This window comes from Carnobacterium sp. GW821-FHT04C06, assembly GCF_059420345.1.
The window spans coordinates 222,393-244,401 of sequence record NZ_JBWKTN010000005.1; the positions used below are offsets into that span (position 1 = coordinate 222,393).

The 22,009-nt window shown below is 33.9% G+C and carries 22 protein-coding genes; 5 read left to right on the forward strand and 17 right to left on the reverse strand.

Annotated features, from left to right (window positions below; all coding sequences use genetic code 11):
- Positions 1-12 precede the first annotated feature (12 nt).
- The 4 genes from mgtE to yjbM are packed head-to-tail and all read right to left on the reverse strand — an operon-like array spanning position 13 to position 3,772.
- Complete coding sequence (mgtE, locus tag AC07SW_RS10530; protein WP_034570375.1) at positions 13-1,383, reverse strand: magnesium transporter; 1,371 nt, start codon at positions 1,381-1,383, stop codon at positions 13-15.
- 15 nt (positions 1,384-1,398) lie between these two features.
- Positions 1,399-2,307: an RluA family pseudouridine synthase gene (locus AC07SW_RS10535; protein WP_034570376.1), complete on the reverse strand. Its 909-nt coding sequence runs from the start codon at positions 2,305-2,307 to the stop codon at positions 1,399-1,401.
- The gene (locus AC07SW_RS10540) at positions 2,297-3,109 is read right to left on the reverse strand and encodes an NAD kinase (RefSeq protein ID WP_034570378.1); all 813 of its coding nucleotides are present in this window, start codon (positions 3,107-3,109) and stop codon (positions 2,297-2,299) included. The genes AC07SW_RS10535 and AC07SW_RS10540 overlap by 11 nt, the downstream gene beginning before the upstream one ends.
- Before the next feature lie 18 nt (positions 3,110-3,127).
- Entirely contained in the window at positions 3,128-3,772 is a 645-nt protein-coding gene (yjbM, locus tag AC07SW_RS10545; protein ID WP_135018332.1) for a GTP diphosphokinase, read from the reverse strand.
- A gap of 167 nt (positions 3,773-3,939) precedes the next feature.
- Between yjbM and AC07SW_RS10550 the strand changes: the two genes are divergently transcribed.
- Together AC07SW_RS10550 and AC07SW_RS10555 are read left to right on the forward strand one after the other, a co-directional pair.
- Positions 3,940-4,521, forward strand: coding sequence for a CYTH domain-containing protein (locus tag AC07SW_RS10550; RefSeq protein ID WP_034570383.1), 582 nt, complete (start codon positions 3,940-3,942; stop codon positions 4,519-4,521).
- A 183-nt stretch (positions 4,522-4,704) separates the two neighbouring features.
- The gene (locus AC07SW_RS10555; RefSeq protein ID WP_034570385.1) at positions 4,705-5,412 is read left to right on the forward strand and encodes a DsbA family protein; all 708 of its coding nucleotides are present in this window, start codon (positions 4,705-4,707) and stop codon (positions 5,410-5,412) included.
- Positions 5,413-5,450: 38 nt separating this feature from the next.
- Here AC07SW_RS10555 and pepF read toward each other — a convergent pair whose 3' ends face one another.
- The 8 genes from pepF to opp3b form a co-directional block, all read right to left on the reverse strand.
- The gene (gene pepF / locus AC07SW_RS10560; protein WP_034570388.1) at positions 5,451-7,265 is read right to left on the reverse strand and encodes an oligoendopeptidase F; all 1,815 of its coding nucleotides are present in this window, start codon (positions 7,263-7,265) and stop codon (positions 5,451-5,453) included.
- Between the two features lie 85 nt (positions 7,266-7,350).
- Positions 7,351-8,505, reverse strand: coding sequence for a competence protein CoiA (locus AC07SW_RS10565; protein WP_119907876.1), 1,155 nt, complete (start codon positions 8,503-8,505; stop codon positions 7,351-7,353).
- 98 nt (positions 8,506-8,603) lie between these two features.
- The gene (locus AC07SW_RS10570) at positions 8,604-9,272 is read right to left on the reverse strand and encodes an adaptor protein MecA (protein ID WP_034570390.1); all 669 of its coding nucleotides are present in this window, start codon (positions 9,270-9,272) and stop codon (positions 8,604-8,606) included.
- Between the two features lie 189 nt (positions 9,273-9,461).
- Positions 9,462-9,860 (reverse strand): transcriptional regulator SpxA, encoded by a 399-nt coding sequence (spxA, locus tag AC07SW_RS10575; RefSeq protein WP_034570394.1) that lies wholly within the window; start codon positions 9,858-9,860, stop codon positions 9,462-9,464.
- A gap of 325 nt (positions 9,861-10,185) precedes the next feature.
- Positions 10,186-11,127, reverse strand: a complete 942-nt coding sequence (locus AC07SW_RS10580; protein ID WP_034570396.1) for an ABC transporter ATP-binding protein — start codon at positions 11,125-11,127, stop codon at positions 10,186-10,188.
- The gene (locus AC07SW_RS10585; RefSeq protein WP_119907875.1) at positions 11,120-12,247 is read right to left on the reverse strand and encodes an ABC transporter ATP-binding protein; all 1,128 of its coding nucleotides are present in this window, start codon (positions 12,245-12,247) and stop codon (positions 11,120-11,122) included. The genes AC07SW_RS10580 and AC07SW_RS10585 overlap by 8 nt, the downstream gene beginning before the upstream one ends.
- Positions 12,248-12,261: 14 nt before the next feature.
- Entirely contained in the window at positions 12,262-13,308 is a 1,047-nt protein-coding gene (gene opp3C / locus AC07SW_RS10590) for an oligopeptide ABC transporter permease (RefSeq protein ID WP_034570402.1), read from the reverse strand.
- Positions 13,308-14,252 carry an oligopeptide ABC transporter permease gene (gene opp3b, locus AC07SW_RS10595; RefSeq protein WP_034570404.1) on the reverse strand — a complete coding sequence of 315 codons (945 nt, stop codon included), beginning with the start codon at positions 14,250-14,252 and terminating at the stop codon, positions 13,308-13,310. Before opp3b ends, opp3C begins: the two co-directional genes overlap by 1 nt.
- A gap of 268 nt (positions 14,253-14,520) precedes the next feature.
- Here opp3b and AC07SW_RS10600 point away from each other — a divergent pair, with 268 nt between their 5' ends.
- Together AC07SW_RS10600 and trpS are read left to right on the forward strand one after the other, a co-directional pair.
- On the forward strand, positions 14,521-14,874 hold the full coding sequence (locus tag AC07SW_RS10600; protein ID WP_236707190.1) for a DUF3899 domain-containing protein: 354 nt from the start codon (positions 14,521-14,523) through the stop codon (positions 14,872-14,874).
- A 96-nt stretch (positions 14,875-14,970) separates the two neighbouring features.
- Positions 14,971-15,975, forward strand: coding sequence for a tryptophan--tRNA ligase (gene trpS, locus AC07SW_RS10605; protein ID WP_034570407.1), 1,005 nt, complete (start codon positions 14,971-14,973; stop codon positions 15,973-15,975).
- Positions 15,976-16,003: 28 nt separating this feature from the next.
- Here the strand turns inward: trpS and lplA are convergent, their stop codons facing one another.
- From lplA to hemG, 3 genes are all read right to left on the reverse strand, one after another.
- Positions 16,004-17,011 (reverse strand): lipoate--protein ligase, encoded by a 1,008-nt coding sequence (gene lplA / locus AC07SW_RS10610; protein WP_119907874.1) that lies wholly within the window; start codon positions 17,009-17,011, stop codon positions 16,004-16,006.
- 20 nt (positions 17,012-17,031) lie between these two features.
- The gene (locus AC07SW_RS10615; RefSeq protein WP_119907873.1) at positions 17,032-17,778 is read right to left on the reverse strand and encodes an MBL fold metallo-hydrolase; all 747 of its coding nucleotides are present in this window, start codon (positions 17,776-17,778) and stop codon (positions 17,032-17,034) included.
- A 126-nt stretch (positions 17,779-17,904) separates the two neighbouring features.
- Positions 17,905-19,308 carry a protoporphyrinogen oxidase gene (gene hemG, locus AC07SW_RS10620; RefSeq protein ID WP_494632849.1) on the reverse strand — a complete coding sequence of 468 codons (1,404 nt, stop codon included), beginning with the start codon at positions 19,306-19,308 and terminating at the stop codon, positions 17,905-17,907.
- Between the two features lie 226 nt (positions 19,309-19,534).
- Here hemG and AC07SW_RS10625 point away from each other — a divergent pair, with 226 nt between their 5' ends.
- The gene (locus AC07SW_RS10625) at positions 19,535-20,032 is read left to right on the forward strand and encodes a hypothetical protein (RefSeq protein ID WP_034570416.1); all 498 of its coding nucleotides are present in this window, start codon (positions 19,535-19,537) and stop codon (positions 20,030-20,032) included.
- 73 nt (positions 20,033-20,105) lie between these two features.
- On the opposite strand, the gene AC07SW_RS10630 is transcribed toward AC07SW_RS10625, so the two are convergent.
- Positions 20,106-20,867: a DUF975 family protein gene (locus tag AC07SW_RS10630; RefSeq protein WP_034570419.1), complete on the reverse strand. Its 762-nt coding sequence runs from the start codon at positions 20,865-20,867 to the stop codon at positions 20,106-20,108.
- Between the two features lie 18 nt (positions 20,868-20,885).
- Positions 20,886-21,971 carry a M42 family metallopeptidase gene (locus tag AC07SW_RS10635; RefSeq protein ID WP_119907870.1) on the reverse strand — a complete coding sequence of 362 codons (1,086 nt, stop codon included), beginning with the start codon at positions 21,969-21,971 and terminating at the stop codon, positions 20,886-20,888.
- Positions 21,972-22,009: the final 38 nt, after the last annotated feature.

Genomic DNA, 22,009 nt, shown 5'->3' on the forward strand with positions numbered 1-22,009 from the left:
TTTTGCTTTTGATTATTGACCTACAAAATAAGACATAAATAATGCCGCAATATTAAAATAAATCAACACACTTGTTAAATCACTTAATGTTGTTATAAAGGGGCCGCTAGCTACTGCAGGATCAAAACCTAATCGATCCATTAAAATTGGAATCAAGCTTCCTGCTAAATTCGCCACTGTAATTGCACAAAGCATCGCCATACCGATGACAAAACCTAAAATAAAGTTGTGCTTCCAAATCCCAACAACCACAAAGATTGTGATTCCAGTTACGAGTCCAGTTACGAGTCCTGTCATAATCTCACTGAAAATCATTTTCCCAAAATTTGTATTGCTGTCATCTTGTGTTGCTAGCTTACGAACTGCAACGGCTAAGGATTGCGTCCCTGCATTTCCAGCTGTCCCAGTAATCAACGAAATAAATACTGCTAAAATGCTTGCATCACTTACCATCACTTCATAGCGACTAATGAGTGACGCTGTGCTCATTCCTAAAAATAATAGCGTAATTAACCATGGCAATCGTTTAGATGCCGCAATAAATGGATTTTCAGTTGTCTCCTCAACATCGACCCCAGCCAAACCAGAATAATCACTGGTCGCTTCGTCATCAATAACATCGATAATATCATCAACGGTAATAATCCCTAACAGGTGATCAACTTCGTCAACAACGGGTACTGCTAAGAAATCATAATCTCGAATCGTTTTTGCAACATCATTTTGATCATCCGTTACTTTAACTGCCACTGGATGTTCACTCATTAAGTCAGCAATCAATTGATCGTCTTCATTAATAATTAAATCTCTTAATGAAATAACCCCAACTAAAACCTCTTCACTGTCAACGACATAAATATAGTAAATTGTCTCTGCTTCTGGTGCTTTACTTTTTAAAATGGCCATTGCTGAACGAACGGTTTGATTCGCAACGATTGAAACAAATTCCGTCGTCATAATAGAGCCAGCCGTCTCATCTTCGTAGTGAAGCAATTCTTTAATTTCACTCGCATTTTCTTCCGGCATTAAATCTAAATAGACTTTAACTTGATGTTTATTTAATTGTTTTAAAATATCAACAGCATTATCAGCATACATTGCGCCTAGCATATCCGCAGCATAATTAGGATTCATTTCTCTTAGATATTCTTCAACTGATTCCTCATCTTCTTCAATTACTTCAAACATATCACCTAACTCATTAGGAGATAGATAGTGATACGTTTTTTGACGTTCTTCTTTTGTTAAACCTAGATAGACCTGACCCTGTTCATAGGAATGAAGTGCTAAAAACTCATCTCTGAAATCGGGCATATTTTCAGCATTTAATAACTCTTTCATTCTTTCCAAACGTTCTTCTATTTCTAACTGAGCTTCATTCAAAAAAACTTCTCCTCTCTAATGATTCATTTTGGTAATAGACATATTTTCTGTCCATTGCTGCATATCTATTGGATAAGGAGCTGTTACAAGCGTTTTTTCCATTGTAAAGGGATGAATAAATTGCAACTCATGGCAATGGAGTGCTTGACGGCTTAGCCATTGATCATGGACACCACCATATAGATCATCGCCTACTAAAGGATGACCTATATGGGCAAAATGAACCCTAATTTGATGAGTTCTGCCAGTATGCAATTGAATATCTACCAAAGTTGCTTCTTGATAACGCTCCTTTACCCAATATTCTGTTAAAGCCGTTCTTCCATTCGGTGTCACTATTCTTTTGATAATAGAATCTGTAGGTCTTCCAATAGGAGCCTCTATCTTCCCATGATCGTTTGCTACATTTCCTGTTACTAAAGCTGAATAGTGTTTTAAAAGCGTTCGCTCTCTTAAAGCATTATCCATTAATGCGTGGGCATAACCATGTTTTGCAAATAACATCAACCCCGTCGTATCACGATCTAAACGCGTGACAATATGAACCACTTGGTCTTTATAATTTTGTCGGCAATAATACCCTTTAACGCGATTTGCCATACTTCCTTCAGGATGAACTTGAGAAGGAATCGATACGACGCCGTATGGTTTATTAACAATCAAATAGTGTTCATCTTCATAAACAATGTCAATAGGATGCTCTGCTGGAAAGGTCGTTTCGTAGCCCTCTTCGTCTGGCACTGTCATTTCTACTAAATCATTTTCTTTTAAATAAAAAATAGCATTTACTTCTTGGTGATTGACAGTAATTTTTCCACCTTGAAATTTCACTTTGGCTAATAAACCTCTTGAAACACCTTTCGTACGTAAAAATGTTTTCACTTGATAAGACTCTTTTAACGGGTAAATCCAACTAAATTTCATGACTATGTTTCGCTCCAATAAATGCATCTTCTACTCTACTCCAGAAATGAGTATGACGATAACGAGCAAAATGAATTCGTTCTTTCGCAATTCGGTAGTTAATAGCAATAATATTTTTTTCTGATGAGGTTAATTGATCAATGGTTAAAATAAAACCATCTTCTGAAGCAGGTCTTAATTGAATCCATTCATTTGGTGCGACAATCATCGGTGAACTGAGTGTACGGAAAACTCGGTTGTTAATTGAAGCAATTTCCGTTAATTGAATAGCTTCTAAGCGGGGATGAATAACTGCTCCACCAACAGATTTATTATAGGCCGTTGATCCTGTTGGCGTTGAAACACACATTCCGTCTCCTCTAAAACGCTCAAACCACTCATCTTTAATATAAACATCGCACACCATTGTACCATCGATACGTTTCAAAGTTGATTCATTTAAAGCAAAAAAATGCGCCTCTTCCACCTGATCTTGATAAGAAACTTTAACGTCTAATAACGGATAACTTACGCTTTCTCCTTGATCTTTCACTAAACTTTCAACAAGCTCTTCTAATTCAAAATCTCGCCAGTCCGTATAAAAACCTAAATGTCCTGTGTGAACTCCAACAAATCGAACTTGATCTAATAAGTGAGCATAGCGATGAAAAGCTGACAACAATGTGCCATCTCCACCAACCGTAATGACTAAATCAGGATTTTTTTCTTCTAATGTTAAACGATTCTTCAAACAGAGCGCTCTTAACTCCTGAGCAACAGCAACTGATTTTTTATTATGATTGTGAATAATTGCAATTCGCACAGTTGCCACCTCCGTCGTTTATTTTTTGTCATTTTCTTCTTGATACCCTTTATTGTGTGAGAATAAACGCTGTGCTTCTTGAATTTCTACTCGTATTTGGGACATTTCTTCATCTAATTGAAAAGCAGCTTCTGCGGCTCTTTGTAATCGTACATTGATGTCTTCTGGAAATTCACCTTGATATTTATAGTTTAAGGAATGTTCAATTGTTGCCCAGAAATTCATTGATAAAGTTCTAATTTGAATTTCAACTAAAATTTTCTTTTCACCAGCAATCAATTGTACGGGATACTCTAACACAACATGATAAGATCGATATCCACTTTCCTTATTATTCGTAATATAATCTCGTTCTTCAATAATATGAATATCATGGCGATTGCGAAGTAATCGCACAACTTCATGAATATCATCCACAAACTGGCACATAATTCTTAGCCCAGCGATGTCTTGCATATCCGTTTCTAAACGATCGATTGAAATGTTTCGTAATCTCGCTTTTGCTAAAATGCTATCTTTAGGTTTCACTCGACCCGTTACAAATTCGATTGGTGTGTGTAAACTTTCCTGCCTGAATTGTTTTCGAATTCCTTTTAATTTTACTTTTAATTCGTCAACAGCTTGTTGATATGGCGCAAAAAACTCATCCCAATTTTCTATCATAAATCATACCTTCTTTATCTTTCAATTAAAATTCTTCAGCATTCTAACTTAATTTAAGCATACAACCCATTTTAACATATGTAAGATAGAATTTGGGTATTGAAAGCACAATCTCATTCAAAAAATATGATAAAATAGGATGAACAAACTTTTAGGAGGCCGATTAAATGAGTGAACAAGTCGAAATTGAATTTAAAAATATGATCACATTATCCGAATACAAAAAATTACTTCAATTATTTCATGCAAAAGAGGAGGATTTTTTTTATCAATCTAATAGCTACTTTGATACTCCAGATTGGCAATTAAAATTGAAACATGCTGGGTTAAGAATTAGATTATTACCTGAATATGCTGAACTAACCTTAAAAACCCCCTTTGAAAACGATCTACTAGAAACAACAGATTCGTTTACATTAGAAGAAGGTAAAAAAATGATTCAACAAGGCAAGATTAAATCTTCTGGCTTTGTTTATACTAAATTAATTTCTCTAGGAATTAATCCGGATGAATTACGCTTGCTAGGAAATTTAGCAACTACTCGTTACGAACATAAAACAAAAGAAGGCTTGTTTGTTTTAGATCACAGTGTTTATTGCAATCAAGAAGATTACGAATTAGAATTTGAAACTGCTCATCATGAAGAAGGTAAAAAAATCTTCCAACAATTTTTAATCGATCAAGCTATTCCTACTCGTCCGTCAAAACATAAAATTGCTCGGATGATTGAAGCCAATCACCAACTATAATGCCTGATATTTCGCAATAAAATTTGAATTGTGGCGATTTTGTTACAACTAAACTCTTTCCAATTCAAAAGTCAAGGTTTTTTATTACTTTTTTTTATTTTTTTTTGGTAAAGTATATTTGTTGAAAGAAACCGTCCCGTAAGTGACCCATACAAAAATATAAAAATGGTAAGGTGAAAAATTATGCGAACACAACCCCAAAACTCAAAAGCAAATACTCCTGACTTTAAACAAATAATTGAAATCTATTTATTTATTAATCCGTTAGGTTCTAAATGTTATCAAGCCGAAAAAGAGTTATTAACTTTTATAGAATCAAAAACTGATAAAAAGGTCCATTTTAGGTTTATTCCGTTTCACAATCTTCAAACAGTTTCGAATTACATGAGATTTCATCAGCTACCTGAAAAAAACTTAGACTTGAGAAATGAAATTTGTAATAATACGTATGGTGCGTGTCTAGCATACAAAGCTGCATTGATGCAAGGGAAGAAAAAAGGACGCACTTTTTTAATGAATTTGCAAAAAGCGATTGTTGAAGATAAATGCGTGTTTAACGAAACCTTACTAAAAACAATTGCACAACAAAGTCAATTAGATGTTGAAATGTTTTTAGAGGACAAGCAATCAGACTTCGCTAAACGAGACTATGAAAAAGACCAACAAATCGCAAGAGAGATGACTATTCAATGTACACCATCTTTAGTTCTATTTGATAATCAAACAGATGATTACGGATTACTTCTTGATAATGAATGTATTTCGTTAGATTTAGTAAACAAACTGTGTGATTCATCCAGCTCAATTCGCGATAATCATAAAAAAATAATGTCTCAAGATACTTTGGTTACTACGATTACAGAAAATCATTTACGTGTATTAGGTTCTTAAAAAGACGATTATCAAGGTTACTTGATAATCGTCTTTTTTTATTTTTTATTTTTTATTAAAGATTCAAATTCATTCAATCGACTTTCAAACACAGCCATTGCTTCTTCAATATATGTTTTATTCGTCATGTCCACACCCGCTTTTTTCATCACTTCGATTGGGAAATCACTACTTCCTGATTTTAAATAATTAAGATATTTTTCAAGAGCATGCTCTTCTTTATTTAAAATTTTCGCTGATAAAGCAGAGGCTGCTGAAAATCCGGTTGCATATTGATAGACATAATAATTGTAATAAAAATGTGGAATTCTCGCCCATTCTACTGCAATCTCTGGATCTTTTTCAACTGCTTCTCCGTAATAACGTGCATTTAATTTGGCATAATAATCTGACATAAATTCACTTGTCAATGGAATCCCCTTAGCTGCTTGTTCGTGAATAAAATGTTCAAATTCAGCAAATTGTGTCTGACGGAAAATAGTTCCTTTGAATCCATCTAGATAATGATTTAATACATAAGCACGAATTTTGGGATCAGTCTGAGTTTCCAATAAATACTCAGTTAAAATATTTTCGTTTGTTGTGGACGCAATTTCTGCTAAGAAAATAGAATAATCTCCATAAACATAAGGTTGATTCTTCCTTGTATAATAGCTATGAACACTATGCCCCATTTCATGAACTAATGTAAATAATTGATCTAATGTGTCGTGCCAATTCATTAAAATATAAGGGTTTGTTTCATAGGCTCCTGATGAATAGGCACCACTACGTTTCCCTTCATTCTCAACAACATCAATCCAGCGGTTAGTAAAGGCTTCTTCGACAATTTTCAAATAGTCCTCTCCTAAAGGAGCTAAAGCTTCCAAGGTCATCTTTTTTGCTTCATCATATGAAAATTTAATTGTTGCTTCACCTGTGATAGGTGTGTACATATCATACATATGCAGAGTATCAACATCTAATACATCTTTACGCAATGCTACATAACGGTGCAGCAAAGGTAAATTTTCATCAACCACTGCTAATAAAGTATCGTAAACAGCTTCTGGGATGTCGTTTGCAGCTAATGCTTTAGCTCTTGCTGAATCATAATGATGCACCTTAGCATTGTAATTGTGGTATTTCACATGAGAAGATAACGTACTTGCAAATGTATTTTTCAAGCCTGCATAGGTTTTAGACAAATTTTGAAAAGCAGACTGACGAACTTCACGATTTGTACTTTCCATTAATTGACCATAAACGCCATGAGATAGTTGGACATTTTCTCCGTTCTCATCTTTTATAATTGGAAACTTGATATCTGCATTATTCAATACATTAAACGTCCGACTGGAAGCCGTAAAAATTTCCCCTGCTCCTGCCAGTAAAGCCTCTTCATTTGAAGATAAGACATGGGATCTAGCGCTAGTCATCTGATTGATAAAATGTTGGTACGGTTTTAATTCTGTATTTTCTTTAAAAAAGCTTTCTAATTTTTCAGGAGGAATTTCCAATACTTCAGGCTCAAACCAAGATAAACTTTCGCTAACTTTCGTTGCAAGTGCTGATGCACGTTCATAAATCCCTTGATACGTATCATTATTTGTATCTTGATCATTTTTTAAATGCGCATAAACATATAACGTCTCTAAATCATTAGATACATCTAGCAAAAAGTTAATTCCTTGTAAAAACAAATCAGAATTCATTCCAATTTTACCTTTTACTTGATCAACTTTTTTTAACTTTTCTTCCAAAAGTAAATAATTTTGATTGAACTCTTCATCTGATTTAAAGATAACGTCTAAATCCCACGTTAAATTTTCAGGAACTTCATTGCGAAGTGGTAGTTTTTTTGTCTCTGTCATGATGTGTCCTCCTCAAGAATTTATCTAACTGTAATTTTACCATAACTTAAAGACAATTTGCTGGATTCTTGACCTATTTTTAACTTTAATCAGTATTTTTAGTTAATTCCATTAATTTTTCTTCTTCAGAATTAAAAAACACAAGCTTCTTTAAAACTATCCATTGATGGTGTGCTATTTGATGAATAATTTGTTGTGTTTCTAAAAAATAAAGATAACGAATCAATTCCTTTTGTTGAATTTTTTTTGTTATTAAGGGCGTAGGATAAAATAATAGCTGAATCATCATATTTTGCACATACTCTCTACTTGTAAACACCTGGTTCTCTCCTTTTTTACTTAGCCATCTCACCACTTGATACTTCCATTGACAATTTTGCATTTGAATAATGACTGATTGCTCGATAGGTAAGTGTAACTCAATTGGAAGAAACAACAAGTGATGGTGCGCTTGATATAAAACACGTTGAAAATCTATTAATTTAGATTGAGAATTGCGTAGAGCTCTCATTAAAAATTGGTGATTTTTGAGTAATTCTTTAGTTTGCGCTACCTCCGATTCAACGTATGGTTGATAGGTTAGTGTTTCAAAATGATTGATTATTGTTTTTAACGTTATTTTTTTATTCGTTAACGATACTTGATAGTTACGACTTTTTAATAGCTCATTCCTTTCAAATTGAATTAAATGGTAAAAAATGTGTAGCTTTTGATGATTGGTGTCTAAGAAGAAAAGATGATAGTTAAAATTCTTATGATAATATAAAAATAACCGTTGTTGAGCCGTTAATTTCCGTTTTAATTTGAAACGTTTCCCTAAAATCCAAATAACCTTATAACCTGCTTTTTGATAACTTTGAGTGCGCTTGATCATGTTTGCTTCACTAATGAAGCTGCATTGAAATTCAATCGCCACTGGTATTTTTTGATCCAACCAAATTAGTAAATCGGGTCTTTGTTTTAATTTTGGCAAATATGCTTCCAACATGCATGGAATTTCTTGCTGAGTAAACCATTGAGATAACATTTGCTTTCCAGCCAAATGCTCTAAGGTTTCTCCTTCTGAAAATAGAAAACAATCAGATGCCTGATAATGTGAAAAATGTGGAATCTTAATTTTACCTCTTTTTAAATAAACTGGTTGTCGACATCCTGGACAGAACAAAGAACCTTTTATATTTTTTTCTTTGATTAAATCAGCTTGTACATAATGATTTTGACTATCTAAAGCAATTAACATCGTTATCCCTCACTTTTTTATCTTTTAATATACTATTCGTAAAAATCAGATAAATACGCGAAAAAAAAACCTCAAGCTATTACGCTTAAGGTTTTTTACTATTTAAAATAGTATCTCGTTAATTCTAATGCTGTTTGTTCCATAATCAATTTTCCATATTCGCCTAAAACATCCACTGTGACTGATGTTTCTTCTGAAAATTCAAGTGCAACTGCAATTTCATCATCGACGCTCGTTTCTGTCATCTCTTCCACAAAGAATAGCAAATGTAGGAAGTAGCTACCGTTATAAAAATATAAATTAGAAACTGCGTTATCTAAATACATCATTTTTGATAAGGCAATCATATCTTCAAATTCATTCATTCTTAGAACAATTTCGGTTGTTAAAGCATCTGGATTTCTTAAATAAGCTTCTATTTCATCCGCTTCCGCTTCTTCAGTTAAAACTTGTTTTCTGACAAATTCAGTAAAATCTTCTGGAGTTGAATTTTCAGGTAAGGCTGAAAGATCCAGTTGATCACTTAAAGCGCCACCTTTACTAATAAATAATTCTAACCCATTTCCATTTGGTAAAACCTGAAACGTAATTGCATCAGATTCATGGAATTGTTCATCCACATCAACTTCTTCTAAAATGCTGTAAAAGAAATTTTCAATTTGCTTATGGTTGCCCAATAAATCCAGAAAAGTAATTCCTCTTTCTTCCAAATCAGCATTTTCAATTAAGACACGAATCGTGTTTTCATTAATATGCTCCATTTCCATGATCTTACACCTCATTTCAATAATTCTAGTAATCCTAGAATCTTCTATAACAACCATTTTAAAGCAAATACAATAAATGTAAAGCTAAATGCAACAATTAAATAAAAAGTTTAGCATTTTTTTGTCATTTTTATTTTAACAAGTAAAAAACCTATCGCCAACTAGGCCATAGGTTTAAAAATTTTAAGTTTAGTAACTAACCAATAATTGTGCTTGTTGTAATTCCAAAGCACGAACTTCTCTAGGCAAGAAACGACGAATTTCATCTTCATTATATCCAACTTGCAATCTTTTTTCGTCTAGCATAATTGGACGACGTAATAAGCCTGGATTTTTCTGTACAAGATCGAAAAGTTGTTGTAAAGGCATATCATCTAAATCAACATCAAGTTCTTGAAATACTTTTGAACGAGTTGAAATAATTTCTTCAGTTCCATCTTCAGTCATTCTTAAAATGGCTTTGATTTCTGGAATGTTTAAAGGTTCAGAGAATATATTTCTCTCAGTATATGCAATGTGATGTTCCTCTAACCAAGCACGCGCTTTTCTACATGAAGTACAACTAGGTGATGTATATAATGTGACCATAATTTATTCTCTCCTTTTCACTCGGTTATTTCCGAGAAGAAATTTTCTATTGATTAAGTAACTGTCTACAAGAACTATTATAAATCATTTAATTTTAAATATCTACCTTTTTCGACATATTTTCGTCACTTTTTTGACATTTTTTGTTAATTTTCTTATCCTATATCTTTTTCGTTCACATTTCGATCATTTTCATCCTTGATATAACAACGATTTGAATTATAATTGAACGTTTATAATAATTACAATTAAATAATTAATATTAACTATAAAATTTCCTTAAAAAAAGAGTCAAAAATTAGCAATCAATTTTTGACTCTTTTTATTAACTTTTATAGCTTGCAGCTTTTGCTTGTAAAGCAGGGATGTCTGCTTCTGTACAGTATACAAAATGACCTGGTGTAATTTCGCGTAATTTTTCTTCTGCTCCTGTTGGTGCTTTTGGAGTGTATGGAATACGAATACGATTACGTTCATAATTTGGGTCAGGAAGAGGTACAGCTGATAGTAAGCTTTCAGTATAAGGATGCAAAGGTGCATTGTATACTTGCTCAGCAGGAGCTAATTCCACTAATTTCCCATAATACATGACACCAATACGATCGCTAATATATTTTACCATTGAAAGATCATGGGCAATAAATAAATACGTTAACCCTTTTTCTTTTTGTAACTTCATTAATAAATTCACAACTTGCGCTTGAATCGAAACATCTAGCGCAGAAATGGGTTCATCACAAATGATAAATTCTGGTTGAACAGCTAATGCGCGAGCAATTCCTATACGTTGTCTCTGTCCGCCTGAGAACTCATGAGGATAACGAGTGGAATGATCTGGATTCAATCCAACAGTTTTTAACAGCTCATCTACTTGATTATTACGATCAGCTGTTGATGCTGCTAAACCATGAATATCAATTCCTTCAGCGATAATGTCACGAACTTTCATTTTAGGATTCAAAGAAGCATATGGATCTTGATAAATCATTTGCATTTCTCGTCTAAATTGAAGCATATCTTTTTTGCCTTTGATATCATGAACTTCAGTATCTTGGAAAATAATTTCACCAGCAGTAGGCTCATATAAGCGAATAATCGCACGTCCTGTTGTTGATTTTCCACAACCAGATTCTCCTACTAAACCAAATGTTTCACCTTTAAAAACATCAAAAGAAATGTCGTTAACAGCTTGAACTTCATTTTGTTGACCTTCATTAAAATATTGTTTTAAACCTTTTACCTGTAAAATCTTTTCTTGATTAGTCATTTAGGTCAACCCCCTTGCCAGCATCAGCATCATCAATTGGTTCAAATGTTGCTTCCGTTGTTACTTTCATCTCAGCTGATGTTACGTGTTGCTCATTTTTGTAGATTTCTTGACGTGCTCTTATTTCAGCAGGAGGCGTTACCGCCGGTGCATCTGGATGTAACAACCAAGTTGCTGCATAATGAGTATCCGATACTTTAAAGAAAGGTGGTTCCAATTCTGTATCGATTTTCATTGCAAATTCATTACGAGGTGCAAATGCGTCCCCTGTCGGCGGATCTAATAAATCAGGCGGTGTACCTGGAATAGCATACAGATTTCCGCCACCTTCTGTTTCAAGAGTCGGCATCGAGCTGATTAATCCCCATGTATAAGGATGTTGCGGATTGTAGAAAATCTCATCAACTGTTCCTACTTCAACAATTTTACCTGCATACATAACCGCTACACGATCTGCAACGTTAGCAACTACACCTAAATCATGGGTTATAAAAATAATCGATGTCGCAATTTTTTGTTGCAATTGCTTCATTAAATCTAAAATTTGCGCTTGAATTGTAACATCAAGAGCTGTTGTTGGTTCATCAGCAATCAGTACTTCTGGATTACATGCTAAAGCAATCGCAATCACGATTCTTTGACGTTGCCCACCTGAAAATTGATGTGGATACTGTTTCATTCTTTTTTCTGGTTCAGGTAATCCTACTAATTTTAATAATTCTAAAGCACGCTCTAACGCTTCTTTTTTGCTTAATTTTTGATGCTTAATAATAGGTTCAGCTATTTGTTTGCCAATTGACATCGTTGGATTTAAAGACGTCATTGGATCTTGGAAAATCATTGCAATTTCTTTCCCACGAATTCCTTGCATTTCTTTTTCAGAAGTTTTCACAAGGTCTTTACCATTAAATAAAATCTCGCCTTTTTCAATGTTCGCATTTTTAGCAAGCAAACGCATGATACTTCTACTCGTTACTGATTTACCAGAACCAGATTCACCAACGATTGCTAATGTTTCGCCTTTTTTAAGATCGAAACTGACACCACGAATTGCTTGTACTGTACCAGCAAAGGTGTCGAATGTGATATTCAAATCTTTTACTTCTAATATATTACTCATCCGTATCTACCCCGCTAATCTTTCATTTTTGGATCAAATGCATCACGTAAACCATCAGCTAATAAGTTAAATGAAATCATTAAGATACAGATAACGGCTGCTGGATACCACATTAAATGTGGTAAGAAACGGAATGTCTTATATCCATCACTTAAAAGTGTACCTAATGATGCTTGTGGTGCTGGAATTCCTATTCCGATAAAGCTTAAGAATGCTTCAAAGAAAATAGCCGCTGGAATGGTAAACATTGTTTGAATAATGATTACCCCAGATAAGTTTGGAATTAAGTGTTTTATAGCTATCTTAAAAGAAGATTCTCCTAAAGTACGGGCAGCTAAAATGTATTCTTGGTTCTTTAATTTTAATGTTTGAGCACGTACAACACGAGCCATTGAAATCCACCCTGTGATTGCCAATGCTAAAACAATTGACATAATTCCTGGTTCTAAAATCAATAACATTAAAATAACTACTACTAAATTAGGGATTCCAGAAAGGATCTCTAAGAAACGTTGCATCACATTATCGACACGTCCGCCCTTCATACCCGAAATCAGTCCATAAGTTACCCCAATAGTTAAATCAAACAAGGCTGCAATAAAGGCAATCAATAAAGAAACGCTTGTCCCTGCTAAAATACGTGAGAACAAATCACGACCTAAGCCATCTGTACCAAAGAAGTAATTAACATCTTTAGGAACATTTCTTTGTGCATATTTATCCACACGTTTATCGCCAACTTTTGCCGTTCCATTTAATCCATTGATGTTAATCCCTGGAATTCTTGGTGGCAAGTTTGAATAAGCAACTGTTTGTTTATTTGGATCATGTGGTGAAATCAGTTTTGCAGACGCACATGCTGCGATAATAAATAATAAGATAAACAAACAGACAACCGCTGCTTTATTTTTTTTCAATCGTCTCCATGAATCTTGAAAGAAATTCAGTGATGGAGCTGCAATCTTTTCTTTATCTGCTAAACCAGAATCTAATGCTGGTTGAAAGCTGTCAGGGGTTAGGTTGTTCAATTCTTGTTTTAATTCATTTTGTTGACTAGTCATTAATTATCCCCTCCTGCAGTTACACGAATACGTGGATCAATAATTCCATATAAAATATCTACGAGTAAGATTACTCCTACTAACATTGCAGAAAATAGAATTGTTACCCCCATAATCGTTGGGTAATCATTTGTCATAATTGATTTTACGAATTGTTCCCCAATACCAGGGATTGAGAAAATATTTTCAACAACTAATGAACCAGTCATTAGTCCAACTGCTAATGGTCCTAATAGTGTAACTAATGGGATCAATGCATTACGAACACCGTGTTTGAAGGCTACTGTCCAACGACTCAACCCTTTTGCACGTGCTAATTCAATATAATCACTACTTAAAACATCAACCATTTCAGTTCTAATAAAACGAGCTGAATCAGCTAATGGAGAAATTGCTAAGGCTATAGTTGGAAGGACTGATGAAGCAAAGCCATCTTTCCACATCGCAATTGGGAACCACTTTAAGTATACCCCAAACACTAATTGTAGCAATACTGCAAACACGAAGTTTGGAATCGATCGACCTAAAATCGCCATAAAGGTAGCGGATGTATCAATCCATGTATTTTGGTTCATTGCCCCGATTACTCCTAGAATAATTCCGAGTAGTGTCCCGAGGATAATCGCCTGGAACCCTAACTGTAAGGACGGTCCCACACGAGAAGATAGTAACGTTGTTACTGGTGTATTATTAAATTGGAATGATACGCCCAAATTTCCTCTTAATAATCCGGTAATATAAATCCAATATTGTTCTGCCATTGGTTTATTCAAGCCATACTTTTCATTCATAATATAAATTTGTTCTTCTGATAGTTTCTCCTGGTTACTGTATGGTGTACCTGGTAAAAGCTTCATCAAAAAGAATGTAATCGATGCGATTAGGAATAATGTCAAAAACATGTAGAATATTCTAGTTCCTAAAAATTTTGCGTAGTTTTTCATCGATTCAAGCACCTCCAACTCATAATTTTAATCGTATTCTTAAAAAAAGAATATACTATATAGAATAGCTTGTCAAAGGGAATATTGCAAAAGTTTTTTGCTATTTTTCCTTTTTTTTTTTCACTTTATTAAAAAACAGTGACAAAAAGCTTTATTTTCATGTGTTTTTACTAATATATATTTTTTTTGAAGTCATTATATTGTTTTAAAAGAAATTTTAGGGTAAATTAAATAAAGTAGATTTTCCTATTAGGAGGAAATAAAAAACATGAATATGAAAAATAAATCCTTAATTTTAATCATTTTGTCATTGATTGCAAGTATTGTTTGGCAACTTGTTACTAGGCAATCACTCAGTCTCTTAGAAACGTCAAACAGTCTCTTTTTTATTGCTGGTATTTTATTGATTTTTGCTTTACTTTGGTTGACTCTTTCTTCTGGCGTTTTCGATTTTTTTAATTATAGCATGAAAAAAAGTCTTCATATTGTCAAAAGAAAAGAAGAAAAATTAGAAGTAACACCTCTTTCTAAATCAGTAGGAACTGGTTTTAAGACCTTTTTAATCTCAGGAGCTGCCTTATTAGTCATCAGCTTATTCGCACTTTTAGGTTACTATTTATGAAATATAGCGTATAATCAGAGTAACGCTTATATGAGCAACAAAATTTAATTTGTGAACTTATTACAAGCATATTTTTATTCAAAGGAGTTTTTATTTATGGAAACAATTTTTTCTGGTATTCAACCAAGTGGTGTTCCTACTATCGGAAACTATATTGGAGCGATGAAACAATTTATTCAGTTACAGGATAACTATAACTGTTACTATTGTATCGTTGATGAACACGCGATTACCGTTCCACAAGACCGTTTAAAATTACGTGAACAAACAAAAGGATTAGCAGCATTATATTTAGCAATTGGACTTGATCCAACTAAATCAACTATCTTTATTCAATCTGAAGTACCTGCTCATACACAGGCAGCATGGATTGTCCAATGCAATACAACCGTCGGTGAGTTAGAACGAATGACTCAGTTTAAAGATAAATCGGCTAAAAATAATCGTGTAGGTGTTAGTGCAGGTCTCCTTACTTACCCACCTTTAATGGTAGCTGATATTGTTTTATATCAATCAAATTTAGTTCCTGTTGGAGAAGACCAGAAACAACACTTAGAACTAACTCGCGACTTTGTAGAACGTTTTAATAATCGTTACAGCAATGGTGCACCTATTTTAACACTACCTGACGCTTTGATTCCAAAAGCTGGTGGACGAATCATGAGTTTGCAAGAACCCACTAACAAAATGAGTAAATCAGATGATAATCAAAAGGGATTTATCTCAATGTTAGATGAACCGGCAGCTATTCGAAAAAAATTAAAAAGTGCAGTAACGGATTCAAGTGGCGTGATTGAGTTTGATGTTGCAAATAAACCAGGTATTTCGAATTTATTAACAATCTATTCTTCTTTTTCTGGGGAATCGATTGACGAGCTTGTTGCTCGTTATCAAGGTGTTGGCTACGGTACATTTAAAGATGAATTAGCGGATGCTGTGATTAATGTTATGGAGCCTATCCAAGTTCGTTATCGTGAACTGCTTCATTCAGATGAGTTGGACCAAATTTTAGACACTGGTGCTATTGAAGCTAATAAAGTTGCAAATAAGACTCTTACTAAGATGATAAATAGTGTTGGCTTAGGAAGAAAAAAACGTTAAAAAAAAGAGAAGCTAAAGCTTCTCTTTTTTAATAGATTAAATTTAATAAATCTTCTTTTTCAATATTCCCAAAGTAACGTTTAATATCTACTTTATCTAACACATCATTGATTGCGCTTCGTTCATATTTTACATTTTCTAGCATTTTTTCGACATCCGAGATTTCACCTAGACCAAAAAAATCACCAAAGATTCTTACTTCTTTTAAAAATCCATTTTCAACATTCATCTTAAACTCAACTGACCCAATTGGAAAACGTTGGCGACGATTTAATTCAAATTTAGGCGATTTCCCATAATTCCAATCCCAGTTCCCATAATAGTCGTTTGAAATTTCATGGATTCGATTCCAGTCCGCTTCCGTTAGATGATATTCTTTTACTTGGCTACGCTCTGTTACGTCAAAAATACTCAACAACAACTGATTTCTAAATTCTTTTGTTGAAATGTATTGATATTCATCACTTAAAAAAGGTTTGATATTCGTAACACGACTTCTGATTGATTTGATTCCCTTTGATTCAATTTTATCTTTTCGTACTTTTAAAGCACCTACAACAGCTTCAATATCACTGTCAAACATAATTGTTCCATGCGCAAACATTCTACCACTTGTCGCATACATCGCATTTCCTGAAAATTTCTTGTCATCAATCACTAAATCATTACGACCTTTTAATTCAGCCCCCTCAACACCCATTTGATGCAAGGAAGCAATCACTGGCTTTGTAAATTTCCCAAAGTCTCGGAAAGAATTGCCATCATCCGGCATAATAAAACTAAAGGATAGATTGCCAAAATCGTGATAAACAGCTCCACCACCTGATAAACGACGCACAACATGAATGTTATTTTCTTCAACATACTGTGTGTTGATTTCTTCAATTGTATTTTGATTACGCCCAATAATAATCGATGGCTCATTAATGTAAAAAAGTAAAATAGGTTCATCTAACTTCATTTCTTTTAATAAAAATGTTTCAATTGCTAAATTAATTCGCGGATCTGTAACCTCATTGTTGTCTACAAAATACATAAATAAATTGCTCCTTTTTCTTATAATTCTATTATTAAATCTTTTTTTGCCAATAAAACTTCTGTATTCCCTGCGTGGTTGATTGCTTCTGCTTTTAACAATTCTAAATCTCCCGTTTGAGGCAAATGTGTCAAGACTAGTTTAGAGACTTTTGCTTCTTTAGCAATACGAGCCACTTCGACTGAAGTCATATGCACTCGGTGATTTTCCATTCCTTCAAAGAAATTCGTATCCGCCAATAATACATCTGCTCCCTTAGAAAAAGGAATAAAATCTGCTAAATAACCTGAATCTGCTGTATAAACCAAAACTTTTCCAGTCTTCACTTCTTCAATTCGCATTGCAAAACAAGGAACCGGGTGCAGAGTTCTCATAAAGGTAATCTCAAATGGCCCAACATACGTTTTATGATGTTCTTCATAGGCAATGCCTTCTGAAACTCGCTCTAAAGTTAAGGCACTAAATCCTTGAGCATTTTCAGTATGTGCATAAATCGGTAAAATAGGTGCTCGATCTTCTCCATGATTTTTACGTTTCAGTTGTCTTAAAAATTGCAATACACCGATATCTGCAATATGGTCATGATGATAATGAGATAAAATCACCGCATCTAATTCCAAAGGATCAATATGCTGTTCCAAGGCAATCAAAGAGGCACTTCCAGCATCTACTAATAAATGATACCCCTCAGACTCAACTAGATAAGCACTTGTTCCTTCGTTTTTGAAGGGATAGCCGCCCCAAAATCCTAAAACTGTTACTTTCATATTTATTATCTCCTTTCAAACTCTTCATAATTACCATACACCACACCTCTTAAAAGATAAATGAAAATGACTTTTTTTATTAAAAAGAACGATCTTTCTTTTCATATTTAAATTAAAAATTCCAAATTAAATACAATTTTGTTTTTTCATAAATGCAATCACGCTCTCACTTATCCCATTCGCTTGCTCAACACATTGATTAATACCAAAGCCACCAAAACCATTACCCCCAATGTAGATACCAGGAAAATCCTTTTCCAATAATTGGATGACTTTGGCTTTCCTTTCATCATGTTGTGTCGTGTATTGAGGAATCGCATTCGGCCATCTAGAAACCACATGATAATTTGGTGGGGTCTCAATTCCAAGTATTTTCTGTAAATCTTCTAAAATATATTTTTCGACTTCTTGATTGCTTAGTGAAACCAGTGAGTCTTCCCCGCGTCGTCCAAAATTAACACCCACAAGCGTTTCTTCTGTTGTATTTAGCACTGGCCATTTTTTATCCAATAAGACCGCTGACGTTATGTGAGAGGCATCTCTGCGTGGGGTAACAAAACCAAAACCAGAGGGTTGATTTTTAATAGCTGCCTTTGGAAAACTCAATAAAATAAATCCAATTGATGCTGTCACAATCTCATTGAAAAATTCTGTTAGCTCCGTATTTTTAAAAAGGTGGCGGTATTCAGTTGCAGGAGTTGCTACAATAATCGCCCCAACCCGCATCTGTTCTTTTCTATTAATGTCTAAAATATATGTTCCACCAACACTTTTTTTAATTTCAAATACTTTTTTACTAAATTGAATGTGACATTTTAATCGTTCTTCAAGATTTTCTGTTAACACTGACAATCCATTGTCAAATGTTGCATAATTGCCATCACCATCTAAAAGTTCAGGATGCTTAGCCAGTCCTTTTGATAAACTACGGTATTTTTGGTGAATTTTATAGATGGATTCATTTGAACTAATAATTCCCATTTCATCTAAATCACCTGCATAAATTTTAGAAAAAAAGGGTTCTACAACATGTTCAACTTGCTCTTCTCCTAATCTTTTTCTTAAAAATGTACTAACTGAAACATCTTGTTCTAATGTTATTTTGGGTTGAAAAAAGTCCTTGTAACTTGCAACCTTTCCATGAAACGTTAAAATATGGTTTTTCCAAATATCTTGTCTTCTAATTGGAATGCCTTTATAAGTTGGGTAGTCTAAGCAATGTAACTGATTGTAAAAATAGACATCTGGCTTATTTCCTTGACTAAAAATCAACCGATTTTCAATCCCCAACTCTTTAATTAAATTCAGTGCATCAGGGTACCGAACATCAATGGATTCTGCTCCCGTATCGATGTAACGGTCTTTTACTTTAATAGTATGTATTTTTCCGCCGATTCTTGTTGAACCTTCTAATAAAATCAGTTCAAATGGTAAGTTGTATTTTTGAATTTCTTGTTCAATTCGGTATGCTGCTGTTAACCCTGTGATTCCCCCACCGATAATTGCAATTCTTTTTTTAGCTCTCTCCATTTTCGCCCAACCTCCATTATGCTTCCAAAGTACCTTTATTTTACTTGTTTTCAGTGAAAAAGGAAACCATCTTTAAGTACTTTTTTACATATAATTAAAGTGCTTATTTTTATAATTTTTATTAATATTATTTCTCTTGCATTTCTAGCAGATTTCAATACACTTCTTTCACAAAGCAGTGTATACTTAGAGATGTAATCACAACTGACTATTATGGAGGTAAATTATGAGTATGTATGTTTATACCACAACCGGTACACATCCCTATCTAAGAACGTATCTACACGACCATCCTGAACGTACGATGACACTAATGCAACGTGCAGATTCTTCAGGTACTTATTTACTAATGGATGAAAGTAATGGCAATTCTATCTTTAATGCACCTTTTGGTTATATTAATCGCTATCAATATCAAGAAAAGCCCCCAATTGGAATGGCTGTCCTACAGCATATTGGGTTATTACCAGAAGATGAAAAAAGCTTTTTGTTGCAATTTGATAAATTAAAAGCCACTTTAACTAACCACCCAGAATTAGATTGTTTGTATTTATTAAAATCAGAGCGTAAAATGGCGTATTTGATTATGACTTTTTGGCAATCTACTGATGATTTTCATAAGTTTGAAAAATCGATTGATTTTCAACCGTTGCTTCCTTATGTAGCCGATCATCAAAGTCAATCTTCTGAAATAACCTATGCAGATGTATTTTACATTAGATAATTTAGTTTAAAATCGACACGCAATTATTTATAAAAAGCCTTAAGCAAAAATAATGCTTAAGGCTTCTTTTTATCTACTTGTTTAACTCACTTTTTGCTACAACATAAAATTCTGTAATTGCTACTTGATTATATGGGAATACCCAAAGTAATGGAATAAATAATCCTACCATACTAATCAAATACCATCCGATAAATGATAATTGTAAAACAAACAACGACCAAATTTTACCTTTAAGCAACTGATTTACATATTTGAATAAATCACCAAAACCTAATTGCGGAAAATCGTAACGAGCTTGGACTGCTATTTGGAAATACGCTCCAATAATTAGTGAGAAACCTAAAGCAATCAGCGTCAAAATAGTAGTTAATCCAAGTAAAGCTCCAATACCACCTGTAGCTACAGCATCTTGTGACATTGAAACGCCTGTTCCACTAGTAAATACCAAGGCAATCACTGCACCAATCCCTACAACGCTAATTGCTGGAATAAAGATAATAAAACTAATAATAAAACTAACTACTTTAGAAACGATATTAATCAATAGCATCGGTACATAACGACCTTCGCTAAAAACATTGAATAACATGGATACTTCTGCTTTTTCTCCTCGAACTGTTCTTAGGGCTGCAATATATAACCCATAAGAAAATGCAAAGGTTAGGAATATTCCAGATAACCAAATAATGGTTGAATTGTCATGGAAAAGAGCTCCTAAAATGGCTGTAATAAAATAATTGATTAAACCTGATAACAATGTTAAAAGAGCAAAGGTACCCCATTGACCTTTAAGCGTTGTTCTTGCTGCTTTTCGAAAATCAGCACTTGTCATTTTCATCATCCTTTCTTTTTAAGAACCAAATTTAATTTTCTTAACTGTTTCACTGTCCAAGCGTTTAATGACTTCTGTCATTAGTTTCACTGTATTTAAATAATCGTCTTCATGAATAACTGAAGTATGAGAATGTAAATAGCGTGTTGCCACTGTAATCGCTAAGGCTGGAATCCCATTTTTACTCACATGTTGACTTCCTGCATCTGTTCCCCCACCAGCAATCACTGTATATTGGAAAGGAATTTCTAATTCTTCAGCTACACCTACGACAAAATCACGTAAACCTTTATGAGCGACCATTGACGCATCGTAAATAATGATTTGTGGCCCTTTACCTAATTTAGAATCCGCTTCTTTAGGTGTCATTCCAGGAGTGTCTCCTGCTGTTCCAGTATCTAATGCAAAAGCAATATCTGGATCAACCATATGAGTAGCTGTTTTCGCACCACGCAAACCAACTTCTTCTTGAACATTTCCTGCTCCAAAAGCAATATTTGGATGTGATGATGCTTTTAAGTTTTCTAAAATTCTTAGTGTCACTGCTAAACCAATTCGATTATCCCAAGCTTTTGCTAATAAAAACTTAGAGTCATTCAAACGTTTAAATTCGATGTAAGGTGTGACCATGTCTCCTGGTTTAACTCCCCAGTTCAGAACTTCTTCTTTACTTGTTGCACCGATATCAATAAACATATCGGCAATCTCATAAGCTTTATTGCGTACTTCAGCAGTTAGCACATGGGGTGGTTTACAACCAATTACGCCATGTATTGTTTTATTTTTGCCAGTTGTAATTTCAACTTGTTGCGCTAACATTACTTGTGACCACCAACCACCTAAGGTTTGAAACTTAAGGAAGCCTTCTTCAGTTATTCCTGTAACCATAAAACCAACTTCATCTAGGTGACCTGCAAATAGTATTTTCGGGCCAGATGCATCTCCGACTTTTTTAGCAATCACACTACCTAAACCGTCAAAGTTAATTTTATCAGCATATTTTTCAGCATAATTAACGAAAACATTACGAACGGCTCCTTCATTTCCTGGAACCCCTTTTGCATCTGTTAAATCTTTTAATAATTGCAATTCCTTTTCTTCCATTTTAAAAGACCTCCTTTCAATTCTAAGCTTTATTATAT